We start from the raw sequence: 15,655 nt of genomic DNA on the forward strand, positions 1-15,655 counted from the left end.
TACCTATTGTGCTAATTGCTATCGCATATGGTTTATCAAAAAGCCTTGCAGTCAGTGCGGTGAGATAAACCGTTTGCATAAAAAAGAAGATTTCGCTGTCTGTAGTAGTTGCCGCATGAATCAGCCCTGTACTCGTTGTGGTGGTTCGGCGGTTAAAGATGGAGCCAACACTGAATACGGGCGCGTGTGTCAAACCTGCTATCAGGGGTATTTTAAGGCCAAGAAAGAATGTTTTGAGTGTGGTGAGTTTAAAAGGGATATTAGTCGATATTCAAAGCTATCTCATGATCATGCGGTATGTACAAGCTGTTATCAGAGTCATTTTATGCAAAGCTGTCCCTTATGCTATAGGTACAGAGAGCTTGTCGATAGCGATAAAGGGCCTATGTGTCAAAAGTGTCATGACTTTGGTGATATACCTTGCGAGAGTTGTCATAAACTTATGCCTGCTGGTATGGGCAGGCGATGTAATGACTGCTACTGGTCACAAAGACTTAAGCATGAGGCGAAGGTTAATAGTTACTTATTGTCCACAATCCTAATGAGACAAGCCTATATCGACTTTACTGAATGGTTCATGATCAACAAAGGTAGCATGACCGCTACTCTTAAACATAATAATTATATTGACTTCTTTGTTCGCTGTGATGAGCTATGGAGCAAGATACCAAGCTACGAGTCATTGGTAAATGAGTTCAAGCCAAACGGTCTACGCGAGCATCTAACCGTGCTGCGGTGGCTGATAAAGACCAAGCAAGTTGTAGTAGATACTAAGATTAAAGAGCAGATTGCAGAAGAAGAGCGCATTATTAATCTGTTGGCTAAATTTGATGGTAAAGCGCCTCGCTGCATCAATGATTACCATCAATACTTAGAGCAAAAACTGCTTAATGGTAAAACCTCGCTTAAATCGATCAGGTTAGCTCTGCAACCCGCAATAGACCTATGTACTCAATACAGCATTGAGACCTCAAATACGCCCAATCAGGAACAAATAGAGGGGTATTTGCTAGTTAAGCACGGTCAGTACAGCGCGCTATATGGTTTCGCAATGTTTTTGAATAGAGAGTATGGTTTGGGCTTAGTCTGCATGAAGCCCTCTAAAGATGCTGTCTTAAAAGCCAAGAAAGGTGAGATTGAAAGGCAACTGATGTTACTCTACAACCAACCTCAACCGTTATCAGACAAGGATGAATTGTTATGGTTACAACTTGGGATGGCGTATTTTCATAAGATAAATATTCAATTAAAGGCGCTCAAGACGTTAACTATCCAGCCATGCAATGAGGAAATGTCAAAAATAATATTTAATGACAAAGAGTATTGGTTACCGAAAATATAATAGTTATTCACTACTTAGTATACATCTAAGTTAATTTTTAGAAGCTTGCAATTAAATAGAGATATCTTGATTAGATTAGGTTATAAAGACACAGGAGATAATATGAATCTTATTACTAATAGTAGAAAGCGTATGACATATATAGAGAAATACGGTCTTTTTGGTCAAAAGCCATACAGTCCAAAAATTAAAAATATATGTCGGGATAAAAAAATTAAAATGCGATTTGGTTCTGCTGATATCTCTGAGAATGATATTCTTGAGCAAATACCAGACATACTTGATATGTTATTGATTGATCGCACCACATCCACTTTTAAAAAACCTCGCAATATTATTTGGGCAAATGAGAACTATATAAAATATGGTAGGAGCTATGGTGCCTCTTATCAGATCAAGCCTAAGTTAATAACAGGGCACAGGGGAAACCTTATTGTACCTCGTGCTTTAAAACTGCAATATGTTCAAAAAGAGCGCACTAAATCTAAAGCAGAGGTATTTACCCCTACTTGGATTGTTAAAAAACAAAATGATGTGATTGATGCCAGCTATCGTGATGATGACTTACAAACCTATATTAACCGTAAGTGGTTAGAGATTACTTGTGGTGAAGCGCCTTATATGGCAACGCGCTATGATATGGAGACAGGTAATAAAGTACCTCTGCCTGATCGCGTAGGCTTTGTTGATCGTAAATTGGCACGTATCAATTCTGAGGTAGATAAAGAATCTGAATGGCATCAATTGGTAGAGCAAGCCTATAAAGCCAGTTATGGCTTTGAATGGAACGGTGATTCACTGTTATTGGCACGCGAGAACCTACTATACACTTACTACGATTACCATGTTGCTAAGTGGCAAGATAAGCCAACCTATGAGCACCTTGCTGTCATAGCTAATATTATTAGCTACAATCTATTTCAGATGGATGGTTTGAAGTATATTATCCCGTTATCCGATATACGAAAAAAACCTACTAAAAGTCAGTTGAAACTTTTTGATGAGAACCTTGATAGTGAAGAAAGCTCAAAAAAACTAGGTAAGCGTGTCAGAATAATGAATTGGGATAAAAACAAGATGGAACTCTTTGATAAAGGATTAAGATAATAATGAGTAATTCCCCCAAAATAAAAACTGCAAAACCTATTTATCCGCAAATTTACGCTTATACCTTACCAGAAGTTCCAAAAAAGGATGGTTGGGTAAAAATAGGTTATACCGAGCGTAAGAACGTTGATGATCGCATCAAAGAGCAAACACTTACAGCCCGACTTACCTATGAAAAGTTATGGGATGCACCTGCTATATTTATTGAATCAGGCGAGCAGTTCACAGACAAAAGGCTTCATGATTATCTAATCAAACATAAGCAAATTAAACGTTTTGAGAACTCTGAGTGGTTTTTTTATGAGCATAATTTAAAACAAAGATCTTATGCTGATTATGAAAGCTTTTTGGCAAACTCTTATGATCAAGCAAAGGAGAAAGCTCAGTATCAACTTAGAGATGAGCAAGCTGCTGCAGTGGCCCAAACTATGCATTATATAAAATCTTATCCCAAAGGTGAGTTTTTATGGAACGCTAAACCAAGATTTGGGAAGACGCTAACAACCTATGATTTAGCTCGTCAAATAGATGCAACCAAAGTACTTATTGTAACAAACAGACCGAGTATCGCTAACTCTTGGTTTGATGATTTTGAGAAGTTTATTGCGTGGCAATCTGATTTTGCATTTGTCTCTACCAGCGACTCCTTAAGTGAGCGCCCTGTCTTGACAAGAGAGCAATTTTTATCACAGACGGCCTCTGGTAAAAAAAACATGATTGCCTTTATATCCCTACAAGATCTAAAGGGAGCAATTAGTTTTGGTGGTAACTACAATAAGCTTGGTTGGGTCAAAGACATGACATGGGACATGCTAGTCATTGATGAGGCTCATGAAGGGGTTGATACCCTTAAAACGGATTTAGCTTTTGATAATATTGACCGTGACTTTACTCTACACTTATCTGGCACACCCTTCAAAGCCGTTGCTGCCGGTATATTTAATGAAGATGAGATTTATAATTGGAGCTATGCAGATGAGCAGAACGCTAAAGCTACTTGGGACAATCCAGACGAACACAATCCTTATGAAAAATTACCTCGTTTAAATCTATTTTCTTATCAAATGGGTCAAGCTATCACTGATGAGGTAAATAAAGGGGCAAAAATTGAGGGCGAGAACATTGACTATGCTTTCGATCTTAATGAGTTCTTTGAAACACAAGATAATGGCAAGTTTGTCCATGAAGCAGATGTTAAGAAATGGCTAGATTCATTGTCTCGTAATGAGAAGTATCCATTTTCAACCAAGGCGTTGCGTGATGAGCTTAAACACACCTTTTGGCTATTAAACCGCATAGCTAGTGCCAAAGCACTGCAAAAGCTATTAAGAGAACACCCTGTCTTTGAAAATTATGAGATCATCCTTGCCGCAGGGGATGGTCAAGGTCATGATAGCGCCGAAATTATTAGTGATAAATCGCTTGTTCGAGTAAGAGAGGCTGTTCAATCACACGATAAAACCATTACGCTATCTGTGGGTCAGCTAACCACAGGCATCACTATTCCTGAATGGACAGCGGTATTGATGTTATCAAACATAAAGTCACCTAGCCTGTATATGCAAGCCGCCTTCCGTGCGCAAAATCCTTGGGAGTATAAGATAGATGATCAGGTATATCAAAAAGAAAATGCCTACGTGTTTGATTTTGCACCTGAACGCACATTAATCATCTATGAAGAGTTTGCTAACGATTTATCTCGTAGGACGGTAAACGGTGGCGGTACAAGCGATGATCGTAAAGAGAATATTAAGCACCTTTTAAACTTCTTCCCAGTCATTGCAGAGGATAGTGATGGCAGTATGGTTGAGCTTGATGCTACTCAAGTATTGACTATACCAAAAGCTATCAAGGCTCAAGAGGTGGTACGTCGTGGCTTTATGTCAAACCTACTCTTTAAGAATGTGTCCGGTATTTTTGCGTCACAAGAAGTGCGAGAAATCCTTGAAAACCTTAATCCTGTAGAGGTTGGTAAAAATGTTCTTCGAAAAACTCAAGACCCCATTGATACGCAAGATGTTACAGTTGATAGTGAAGGTGAGGCTCAAGTCGATGCAGATATTGTGATCTCAGAAACCGAAGCACGCTTTGGTGAAAAGACTTATGCTAATATTCAAAGTACAGTAGACACCTTTAGCGAACAATCTCAAGACAACCATGCGAAGGCAATTGAAAAAAGCTTTATTGATAATGTGGCACAGGGTATCAAAGAGGCTGCTAAAGACAATGGTGTTACTCAAAATTTTGCTGAAAATATTGTGAATAATGCAGCCAAAGCAGTCGCTCGTGAGGTTGAGATTTCACAAAGACAAACTGATATCAAACAAAAAGAAGCGGAAGTTGAGTACGAGCAAGAAGTATCAAGGTCTCATCTTGATGAAGTGAAAATAGCTGATGCTAAAGCGGCTTATGAAGCAAAACAAATACAAATACAAGAGGACTATCAAAAAGAGGTAGCAGCTAAAGTTGCCGCTAAGACACAAGAGCAAATACAAGCGTCAAACCATGCTATTTTGCAAAAAGCTGAGGATAAAAAGAAAAATACCGTTGAAGATGATGTGCGTGCCCGTTTACGTGGCTTTGCTCGTACCATACCCTCATTCTTAATGGCGTATGGTGAAATTGACACTGTAATTGAGAATTTTGATAAGCGCATCAGCGAAAATGTTTTTAAAGAAGTGACTGGTATTACCTTAGATCAATTTAGAACTCTGCGAGATAAATTTAACTTTTTTGATGAAACAGTATTTAACGAATCTGTGCAAGAGTTTTTAAAAAAACGCACTCAACTTGCCAATTACTTTGATGAAAGTCAAGATGAGGATATATTTGATTATATTCCTCCTCAACAAACCAATCAGATATTCACTCCAAGGAAAGTCGTAAAAATGATGGTGGATATATTGGAAGAAGAAAATCCAGATATTTTTAGTGACTCTAGCAAAACCTTTGCTGATCTGTATGTTAAGTCTGGTCTATACCTGACGGAAATTGTAAGGCGTTTATATGTTGGTCTAGCAAATGAGATTCCAGATGATAATGTACGCCTCAAGCACATCTTAGAAAACCAAATTTATGGTTTCGCCCCTAGTGAAATAATTTACAATATTGCCCGCAATTTTGTTTTTGGTTTTGATGAGTCAGCCAAAGTTATCAATAGCTCGCATATCGTTTGCTTAGATACAACTCCATATGCTAAAGGTGATGATGATTTCAAGAGTAAGTGCAATGAACTATTTGGAGATAAGAAATAATGAAATTTGATGTTGTAGTTGGTAATCCACCTTATCAAGAGGATAACTCTAACAATAATCGTAGTACCCCAATTTATCAAAATTTTTATGATTTAGCAGAAAAATGTAGCTTCACTTACTGTTTAATTTCTCCAGCAAGATTCTTGTTTAATGCAGGACAGACCCCGAAAGAATGGAACAAAAAAATCCTGAATGATAAGCATGTAAAAGTTGTTTATTATAATCCAGAAGCATCTAGAGTTTTTCCTGATACTGGCTTTAAAGGAGGGGTATCCGTTTTATATCGTGACGAAGATAAAGATTTTGGTGCTATCAAAACATTCGTTAGCCTTCCAGAGCTAGACAGTATTATGCGTAAAGTAATTAACTTTAATGGTTTTGTAGAGTTAGGTGAGATTATTTATGTACGTAGTTCCTATAAACTTATGCCAAAACTACTTGAGGAGCACCCTAATTTAAAAGGTCGGGCAAAGCAAAGCGAAGCATTATCGATGGGCTCCAACATATTTGATAGATATCCTGAAGTTTTTTCTGATCATAAAAAAAGCGATCAACAAGTACAGATATTTGGTAGAGAAAACAATGAGCGAGTTTATAAATATATCGATGCTGACTATGTTAAGGATGGTGGTAACCTTAACGGATGGAAGGTCTTTCTTCCAAAGACGAATGGTGGAGGTAAAGTAGGTGAAGTATTAAGTACACCTGTAGTAGCACCGCCAAAAACTGGTCATACACAAACATTTATTTCTTTTGGTAAATTTGAAACTGAAGGGGAAGCTGAAGCTCTGTTGAAGTATCTAAAGAGTAAATTCTTACGTTTATTACTTAGTATCAAGAAAATAACCCAAGATAATGCCACAAAAGAAACATGGTCAAAGATACCTCTACAAGACTTCACGCCTAGTTCCGATATTGACTGGACAGCAAGTATCTCAGATATCGACAAGCAGCTATACTTAAAATACAACTTAGATGTCACGGACATAAGCTTTATTGAAAATAACGTCAAAACCATGAGTTAGTAATGTGTACTTACTATATTAAATTTTCGATCTAATATAATAAGTATACAGTGTCACAGTGATTAATTTAATAACTGAATATATGAACCGTAGTAGTTTTTTATTTCACTAGAGTCCATTTCCATCCTATTGAACCTGTCATTATTATATTCATATACTATAAATTTAGTCATATCATGGTTATAAGAAATTATGGATAGAGGCGTATTGGTTTTTTCATGTATCTCAATTTGAGGATAAAACTCATCTTTCAATATTATCTGGTCTAGATCAATACCGCTAGCCTCTATATCAACCTCAATATAAAGCCATAAGGGTTGATATGTCCTAGGGTTAGATACAAGCATAGTCCAGATACCACCATACTCTACATAATAATGGTTTTTTAAAACCTGATTTGTTTGAAAAACATAAAATAAATTGTTCTGATTAGCAGCTATGTTGGGATTATCAAAATCTTTTACCTTATTACTATTTCTTTGCTCACATTTGGAAGATTGATTACCTAGAATTTTGGACTCAAAATCCTGTAAAGAGCATGTAAGGCGGTCAGTCATATTTAAGCTAGAGTCTAATATTCTATAAAAGTTTATACCCTCATCAACCAAGTGGTCTTGTGTGTAGTGGTATACCCATACCTTAACATCTAACGCCTCGCCTAAAGCGTATAAGGCTTTATAATTATAATCATCGAGACGATCATAACCAAGATTTGGATAATTTCTTTTAGTAAATGGTTTCCAAATGTAATTTGTCTTTTTAGATTTTTTTACTTCAATTAGCTGACTTATATTGTTTTCAGAAATCTTAATTAAATCAATATCTTGTACTACTGGCTTTACCCTAAAATGACTAATAACTTGGTCTTTAAAAGGTTGAAACTTACTACTCATATGACTGTTAGTTAATTTAATCATTTTGCAAACTCCTTTAGTTGTAAATTTACATTAGTTTAGCTTAATATCGTAATACAATAAGAACTATTTTATATATACATTAATTATGAGTTACTAAGGCTAAAGGTTATTATTGAAATCTAGCTTTTCTTGATACTCATCACATACCCTCAAACCTACCTCTATAGCCTCATTAAGATCGGCACCCTCCTTAATACTATAGGGTACGTTTGAGATCATATTGCTTTGCCTTAAAGAGTCTACCGCTGACTTATTGAGCGGCGTACCGATATAAGACTCATCGGTATACCCTTTAGGCTCAAAATATACCTCACGCCCAAAGGCAGGATGAGATCCGCATGAAATCTCACCATAGGGCACAGTGAATGGATAAGGTGTTGTGTACTCAGTAGGCCACAACGCTTCATTTACGCCGATGTAACCTGCACCATAGTATTCATCGTATTCTGGTGTTGCAGGGGCACAAGCTGTTATTAACAATAAAGTTAAACTTGCTATTAATTTACTCATCTGAAACCCCATTTTTCAGATTATCTATAGCTGTCTTAACCCAATTAACACCCTCACCGTTGGTGTGTTTAAAGTATTGGATGATGCCAAATTTAGATATTGCGCTTACATCAGACAGACGACCATTACCCCTAAATAACTGACCTACAACTTGTCTTATAACGTCTGCTGTCAAAGCATCTTGATCTATTACTTTTATAACAAGACCGCTGGTTTGGGCGCCCTCTTTCTTGCAATCAAATAAATAAAAAAGTCCAAGATTAGTAATCAGGCGCATGACGAATATCACCTCTACACTAAGATCACGTTGTCTACTGCGCATACCACGCACTGTCTCACCGATAAATATATTTTCGCCAGCAAGGTTTACGCAGTCTATGACTACGGGAGCATAACCCAAAGTGACCTTAAGGTCTTGAGCATAGCGTAAAAGACGTTCAAAGTTATTCTGTAGGGAGGTGGCTGCATCGCTATCCAATACTGTTTGTATCCTGCCAATGTCGCCATTAGAATTACCGCCCTCCCCATCTGCAAAAGCGTCAGGCTCGTTTTGAGGCAGCCGTATGACCGTGTTACATCTATCTACAACCTCGTCCAAAGTCAAATTCTCACCCTTTATGAGCGCCCGTATAGTGCCTATCTGCTCTACTCTATGCCTGATTACAGCGGTAACTATGTTGTTAGCGTCCCTTTCAGCCTCTAGTAAAATCTCATCAGACTCAACGGTGTTATAGAGGGGTTTGATTCTTGAGGTATGAGGGATGGTACCATCGCCGTATGTGGCAGAATTAGGTTTGTCTATCCTGTATTCTATTGGCTGTCCTTGCGGCATAGAGATACCTAAAATTTCGGTACAAAGCAAGGTCTGCTCATCAATTCTCAAACCTGCTATTTTAAGGTGGATTTCTTGCTTGTGATAAGGCTCGGCTCTTAAAGGAAGATAAGCTAGGTTACTCCTAAGCATTTTCCTATTAAGCTCCCAAACTACTTTTTTGGTATAAGAGTCTATTTTTAGATGCCATAAAAATACAGCGTCGGCGATCACGCATCGATCAGGAATGGTAATTAGACCACCACAATCATCATTTAGATTAAGTCTCTTTTCGACTTCCTGCTTATGCCAACTAATAAGGGCTGTATTGATCTCTTTAGACACCCCATAGTGTGCAACAAAAAATAAAACCGCTGGGATGATTATTCTAGTGGCATCAGTCTGTACAACGAGATTGCTATTAGCGTCTGTCTTGATTTTATTAACGGGATAGCTATCAGGCTTAAGAATATACTCACCCTTTTTCTCTGAGATACTATAATGGCTAGTATAGGTAAGGTTTGGGCGCTCGTCTTTATTATCGTCATGCGCATCTAATGTGGTATATAAGATTTCAAATTCGTACTTTTCTTCGCACTTCCCGTTGACCCAAATTGACCCTATGGGTAACCTTGGTATTAATTTGATTGATACTTCAACTACAACCTGATATTTAGTATCAGAGTCTAAGAAATGCACTTGAACAACCCTACGTCTATTACGATAGCGTATTGGCCCATACCACAGTACGACATACTCAGTCTTTGGCTTATAACTGCCCCTCAAACATGCCTTAAAGTATTTTCGGATATCAACCATACCCATGAACTTAACTTTTTTGCCGTTAGCATCGAACAATGCATCAAACATAACTCACCCCCAGAATACTTAATCTAGGTAGCGAGTCAGCTATTTTTTTGAGAGGTATTTTGAGTGAGACAAGAAAGATGAAGATACGTTTTTGACATCTATTCTTGGAATTTGACATTAATTGTTGGAATTGACAGCCACCACCGACCAATGCCACCGCTGATATGGTGTGATGCACTTGTCTAAAAGGCCGTGTGCCATAATCATAATCACTGTCTGCCACCGAATATGTACTGGCAACTTCTAACGCATCCTCAGCGCTCAAGTCTGGCAAAATAGTCGGCAGTCGCGAGGCCATTAACGTCTTGCCAGAACCGGGCGGCCCAGTAAATAATAACGAATGACCACCCGCTGCGGCAATCTCCAGCGCACGCCTCGCATGATGCTGACCTTTAACATCCGCCAAATCCACTTGATAACCAATCTGCTGCGGGGCAGGACTGGGCTGCACAACCTCTAAACGTGCCTCTATATCACCAGAATCTGCCAGTGACTGCAAGTGATTACAAACGCTCTTTAGGCTTTGGGCGGCTAATATCGTCACGCCTTCCACACGACTGGCCTCAGCACCGTTCTTGATGGGTACGATTAGTTGCGGAGTAGACTGCGGTGCAGATGATTGATCACTTAGTTCTCGTCCACTATCCTCTACTGCCTGAGATATCTTTAGCGCCAATCCTTCAGCTTTGATTGCTCGTGCGACTGCTAGGCTACCTGTCACCTGCCTAAGCTCGCCATTGAGCGCCAACTCACCAATAAACTCAAACCCCGATAGCACATCTGGTTCGAGCTGTCCGCTTGCGGCCAATATGCCTATCGCAATAGGCAAATCAAGACGCGCACCATCTTTTGGCAAATCCGCAGGCGCTAAATTAATCGTCAGACGCCGATTGGGAAACTGGAAACCTGAGTTAAGAATCGCGGAACGTACACGGTCTTTGCTTTCTCGCACCGCCGCCTCAGGCAAGCCGACAATGGTCAATGCAGGCAAACCTTGTGATAAATGTACCTCAATAATTACTTTGGGTGCATGCAGACCGACGACCGAACGGGTATAGACTTGGGCAAACGACATTATTGCTTCCTAATATAGGTAGGGCCTGATGATAAAGTATTATCAATCAGTGCGCAAATGTCGTGTTTTTATTATGCCGTTTATTTACTGGCATAAATATCAAAAATTGTTATATGATAAACCGATGCTTTTACTTTCAGTCTTATGTGGTGACTCATTAATACAGCCTCATTATAAGACACACAAGATCAGCAAGAGCATTGGCAATAAAAGGATTTTATTGATCATATAAAGCTCAATGAGTGCTGTTTTCATATGGCTTTATGTAACCCCAATTAACCATGGATGGATAAGCTTATGAGCATCAAAATGCTTAATCGGCGTGTGCCTCGGCTCGCGCTACTGACGGTGGCAGTCTCAGTAGGACTGTCTGGTTGTTTCGGAGACGACGACAATAGCTCGTCTACTCCTAAACAGACTTACTCCGCAGATATTCAACGTACCGAGTTTGGTATACCTCATATTACTGCGAAGGATTATAAAGGGCTGGGCTATGGTGTCGGCTATGCTTTTGCCGAAGATAATTTATGTTCACTAGCGCGTGAAGTGGTCGTTGCTAGAGGTGAAAGCATGCTTTATTTAGGTGCTCAAGGTAACGAAGGAAGTGACGTTTTTTACACGTGGTACAACTCGCCTGAGAGAAAAGCTGAGTTCTTGGCGGCTCAAGACCCTGAAACTATTGATGCAGTCACAGGTTATGCGGCGGGTTATAGTCGATATTTACGTGATAAAGGTGTGGCTAATATCGATCCTACTTGTGCCAATGCTGAATGGGTGCGTGAGATCACACTAGATGATTTGTTGACGGTCTATGGCAAAGCCAACTTACGTGGTGGGCTCTCTAACTTCGTCAGACAAATCGTAGCAGCGACTCCTCCAGTGTCAGATATCGTTATGGGTAGCTCTAGAATGAGTAGCCCTGAACCTATAGCAGAGTCAGATGAAAAATTCGATATGACGACTATCAATGTATTAGATGGCGGTAGTAACGCTTATGCCTTCGGTAGTGAGGTAACAGGTACTGATAGTGGCGTCATGTATGGCAATCCACATGAACCATGGGAAGGGGTTCAGCGTTTTTATGAGTTCCATACAACGATACCAGGTGAGCTTGATGTAATGGGTTCCGCTCAGCAAGGGCAACCTTTTATCAATATCGGCTTTAATAAAGATGTGGCTTGGAGTCATACCGTATCGACTGCTAAGCGTTTTACCCTTTATCAGCTTAGCCTAGTCAAAGGTAATCCTTTTAAATACAACTATGTAAACAACGCGGGTGTGGTTGAACAACGTGACATTGAAACGGTTCCAGTTACTGTTAAAATGCCAAATAATAAACCGTCCATAGTTCGAAACATCTATGTTTCACAATATGGACCAATATTAAATGCTCAGCTACTTAATCCTGGCTTGCCAGCATGGGGTGATGCTAACAATGTAGCTTATACTATCCGTGATGCTGCCTCTGAAAATCCACGCGCGCTCAATCAATGGCGCAGTATGAATATGGCCACTAGCGTTGAGGATCTGGTCGATAGAATGCAAAAAATTCTAGGCCTTGGCTTTGTTAATACCATCGCTACCGACCGTAATGGTAAAGCGCTTTATGCTGATATTTCAACTGTACCTAATGTCACTAAAGAAAAGTTAGCAGCCTGTAGTAGTCCATCTTTTGGACCTGCTCTTGGTGCTTTAATTGCCTCAGATTTACCTGCACTTAATGGTAGTAGTGCTGCCTGTGAATGGGGCAATGATGCTGACTCACCGCAAGCGGGAATTTTTGGTGGTTCAAACTTGCCGTTTATAATACGTGATGATTATGCTCTTAATTCTAACGATAGTTATTGGCTCAGTAATGCAAAACAACCATTAACTGGATTCTCACCACTACTACAACGTAATTTAGTATCTTTCGCTGGAGTCTCAACGCCTGAAGCCACTCCATTATCATTGCGAACTCGCATGGCATTTACGCAAATCTTGGATCGATTAGATAATAAAGATGGTTTAGGTGGTACTACTTTTAACCTAAAAAATATGCAGCAAGTTGTTTATGGTAATCGTAGTTATGCGGCTGAACTGGTCCTTGATGACGTCCTAAAAGATTGTAAAGTCAAACCGACATTGCCTGTAACTGGTGGTAGTACTATCGATGGGACTCAAGCCTGTAATGTTTTAGCTACTTGGGATCGTCGTGATAACCTCGATAGCAAAGGCGCTCATGTCTTTAGAAAATTCTGGACTAACCTTAATCCTTCTGGAGGTGTTAATAATGTCAGTGGATTTACCAATGCAGGATTCAGCACTCCTTTTAATGAAGCTGATCCAGTTAATACACCACGTGATCTGATCATTAATGAGAACACGCGTAGAGCATTAGGTGACTCGATTACCTATTACAATAGTAAAAATATTGCCTTAGATGCAACACTAGGCAGCGTGCAGTTCGTTATTGACGCGGGTAAAAACGGTGAAAAAATCCCTATGCACGGTGGCTTTGGTGGTGAAGGCGTTTTCAATGTCGCAAGCTCAAGTCAAAACAGCGATGGCACTTATGGCCCAGTGACCAACGGTCCAACCTACATGCAATCAGTAACGTTTGATAGTAAAGGCCCTGTGGTAGAAGCGCTATTGGCCTTCTCGCAAGCGGGTGATACCACTCGTCCTTTCCATCGTGATCAGACCCGTCGTTACTCTGCTAAAGATTGGATACGCTTGCCTTTCAATGCTGGCGAAGTGGCTAACAAAGCAGTCGGTAATAAGATCGAATTGAGAGAGTAACTATAGTTATTATTTGAATCTAATCAGTTGTACCAAAAACCTCAGATATACTCTGGGGTTTTTTGCTTTATGCAATCAGCCCTTTTAAATTTAGTCAGTAAAAAATAGAGCAGAAAACTAACCGACCACCTAACCGCCAATAAGGATTTGCTATACTGGCTTCTATAAATTGAGCTATAGTCAGCCGAAAGTAAAACGGTTATACGAGCTTAAATACGCTACTGCTATGAATTTTACTGGCTTGCTGCTAATACAGAGGCTACGAAACTGTTATTCTAAAAATATGCACTCTCAGTCGCCCTGTACCACTTTTAAAGTGAATCGACTATAAACAGCAGCAATACTTAGGATCAACACAAGGAACACCGCATGACAGAGAATTCAGAACAGAACAATCCGCAGCCCTATAATCGTGCCGAAGAGCAGCCGACGACCACACGCCCTGTTATGCAGACAGAAAGCCCTTATGCCAGTACCCGCGGTAGTATCACCAGTAAACAGCTGCCCGCGTTTAACGAAGCCATGATCCGTAAGTATAATCGTTCAGCCCCACGTTACACTTCTTATCCGACGGCGATGGAGTTCGTGCCAATTCCTGACAGTCTTGGAACAGCTGGTCTTGAGACAAAAATTCTTCAAAACCGCGAAGCCCGCGCGCCATTGTCCTTATATTTTCAGGTTCCATTCTGTCATCATATTTACACCAATCATGAAACGACTGCTCCAAGTAATGGTGATTCAGGCGAATATTTGCAGCATTTAATCACCGAGGTTAAGCAAAAGCGTCGCTTCTTATCTACGTCTGAGGACAGCAGCAACCCTTTAGTGAAACAGCTACACTTAGGCGGTGCTATACCCACGTTTTTACGTGATGAAGAAATAGTTCAGCTGTGGAATTTTTTGCAGACGCAGTTTACATTTTTACCTGAAGACCAAGGCGATTATTCTATTGAAATTGACCCGCGCGAGCTGAGCAATGACACACTAAAAACGCTACGTAATCTGGGTTTTAATCGTATCAGTTTAAACGTACAAGACTTAGATGATAAAGTACAAATCGCCGACGACCATGTTCATTCAATAGAATTGATCGAAAGTGTAATAAATGAGGCACGTGAACTTGGCTTTCATTCTATCAATATTGATCTGATTTATGGTCTGCCGCATCAAACGCTGACGACCTTGGATGATATGGTGCGCCGCCTCGTTGAGATGTCGCCAGATCGTCTATCAGTGTTTAATTACGCGGATCTGCCTGAGCGTTTCAAAACCCAGCATCAAATCCAGAAGGAAGACTTACCAAATTCAGCGGCTAAGCTTACGATGCTCGGTAATACCATCAATGCGCTGACAGAAGCTGGCTATCAATATATCGGCATTGATCATTTTGCGAAGCCCGATGATGAGATGTCCATCGCACAACGCGACGGCAAGCTATATCGTAATCCTCAGGGTTATACCATCATGGGAGACTGTGATTTACTGGGCTTCGGCGTGTCATCTATCAGTCAAATTGCCAATTACAATACGCGTTACATCCTCCAAAACAACACGGACTTATCAGCCTATCAGGCCAATATCGATGCTGCACAAATCAATACTACGGTCATGCCTGCGGTTAAATACATCAAAACCTCAATCAAAGATCGCTTACGTGAATATGTGATTATGAATTTACTGTGCCACGACTATATTGACTTCAAAGACGTCAATCAAAAATTCGGTATCGACACAATTACTTATTTTATTGAGGAGATTCAACAGCTGGGAGAGATGCAGAATGACAAGCTCATCGATATGGATGCGGCAGGTATTCGGGTCTTACCGAGAGGCCGCTTACTCGGGCGCAACGTCGCCATGGTGTTTGATACGTATTTAGAAAAGCCACACAAAAATTGATACCAGTAGTATCTGACTATTGATGTATCGATTTAATTTTTCACTGACTATATCTAATAATAAA

At 39.9% G+C, this 15,655-nt stretch carries 9 protein-coding genes and 1 pseudogene; 6 read left to right on the forward strand and 4 right to left on the reverse strand.

What is annotated here, in order from left to right; translation table 11 throughout:
* The first annotated feature begins 115 nt into the window (after positions 1–115).
* The 4 genes from JMX48_RS14115 to JMX48_RS14175 all read left to right on the forward strand — a co-directional run bounded on the left by JMX48_RS14115 (position 116) and on the right by JMX48_RS14175 (position 6,728).
* On the forward strand, positions 116–1,342 hold the full coding sequence (locus tag JMX48_RS14115) for a hypothetical protein (RefSeq protein WP_227687989.1): 1,227 nt from the start codon (positions 116–118) through the stop codon (positions 1,340–1,342).
* Between the two features lie 219 nt (positions 1,343–1,561).
* Entirely contained in the window at positions 1,562–2,449 is an 888-nt protein-coding gene (locus JMX48_RS10650; RefSeq protein WP_201537570.1) for a restriction endonuclease, read from the forward strand.
* 2 nt (positions 2,450–2,451) lie between these two features.
* Complete coding sequence (locus JMX48_RS10655; protein WP_201537572.1) at positions 2,452–5,703, forward strand: DEAD/DEAH box helicase; 3,252 nt, start codon at positions 2,452–2,454, stop codon at positions 5,701–5,703.
* Positions 5,703–6,728 (forward strand): Eco57I restriction-modification methylase domain-containing protein, encoded by a 1,026-nt coding sequence (locus tag JMX48_RS14175; protein ID WP_201537574.1) that lies wholly within the window; start codon positions 5,703–5,705, stop codon positions 6,726–6,728. The genes JMX48_RS10655 and JMX48_RS14175 overlap by 1 nt, the downstream gene beginning before the upstream one ends.
* A 62-nt stretch (positions 6,729–6,790) precedes the next feature.
* Here JMX48_RS14175 and JMX48_RS10665 read toward each other — a convergent pair whose 3' ends face one another.
* The 4 genes and pseudogenes from JMX48_RS10665 to JMX48_RS10680 all read right to left on the reverse strand — a co-directional run.
* Complete coding sequence (locus JMX48_RS10665; protein ID WP_201537576.1) at positions 6,791–7,645, reverse strand: hypothetical protein; 855 nt, start codon at positions 7,643–7,645, stop codon at positions 6,791–6,793.
* Between the two features lie 99 nt (positions 7,646–7,744).
* The gene (locus JMX48_RS10670; RefSeq protein ID WP_227687990.1) at positions 7,745–8,155 is read right to left on the reverse strand and encodes a hypothetical protein; all 411 of its coding nucleotides are present in this window, start codon (positions 8,153–8,155) and stop codon (positions 7,745–7,747) included.
* Positions 8,148–9,836, reverse strand: a complete 1,689-nt coding sequence (locus JMX48_RS10675) for a hypothetical protein (RefSeq protein ID WP_201537580.1) — start codon at positions 9,834–9,836, stop codon at positions 8,148–8,150. Before JMX48_RS10675 ends, JMX48_RS10670 begins: the two co-directional genes overlap by 8 nt.
* 136 nt (positions 9,837–9,972) lie before the next feature.
* A pseudogene (locus JMX48_RS10680) lies at positions 9,973–10,911 on the reverse strand (YifB family Mg chelatase-like AAA ATPase); the annotation flags it as partial.
* Between the two features lie 297 nt (positions 10,912–11,208).
* Between JMX48_RS10680 and JMX48_RS10685 the strand changes: the two are divergent.
* Positions 11,209–13,692, forward strand: coding sequence for a penicillin acylase family protein (locus tag JMX48_RS10685; RefSeq protein WP_201537584.1), 2,484 nt, complete (start codon positions 11,209–11,211; stop codon positions 13,690–13,692).
* A gap of 447 nt (positions 13,693–14,139) precedes the next feature.
* On the forward strand, positions 14,140–15,591 hold the full coding sequence (gene hemN, locus JMX48_RS10690) for an oxygen-independent coproporphyrinogen III oxidase (protein WP_413786360.1): 1,452 nt from the start codon (positions 14,140–14,142) through the stop codon (positions 15,589–15,591).
* Positions 15,592–15,655 lie beyond the last annotated feature (64 nt).

The sequence above is a fragment of the Psychrobacter immobilis genome, assembly GCF_904846225.1.
In the GTDB taxonomy this organism is placed as follows: domain Bacteria; phylum Pseudomonadota; class Gammaproteobacteria; order Pseudomonadales; family Moraxellaceae; genus Psychrobacter; species Psychrobacter immobilis_F.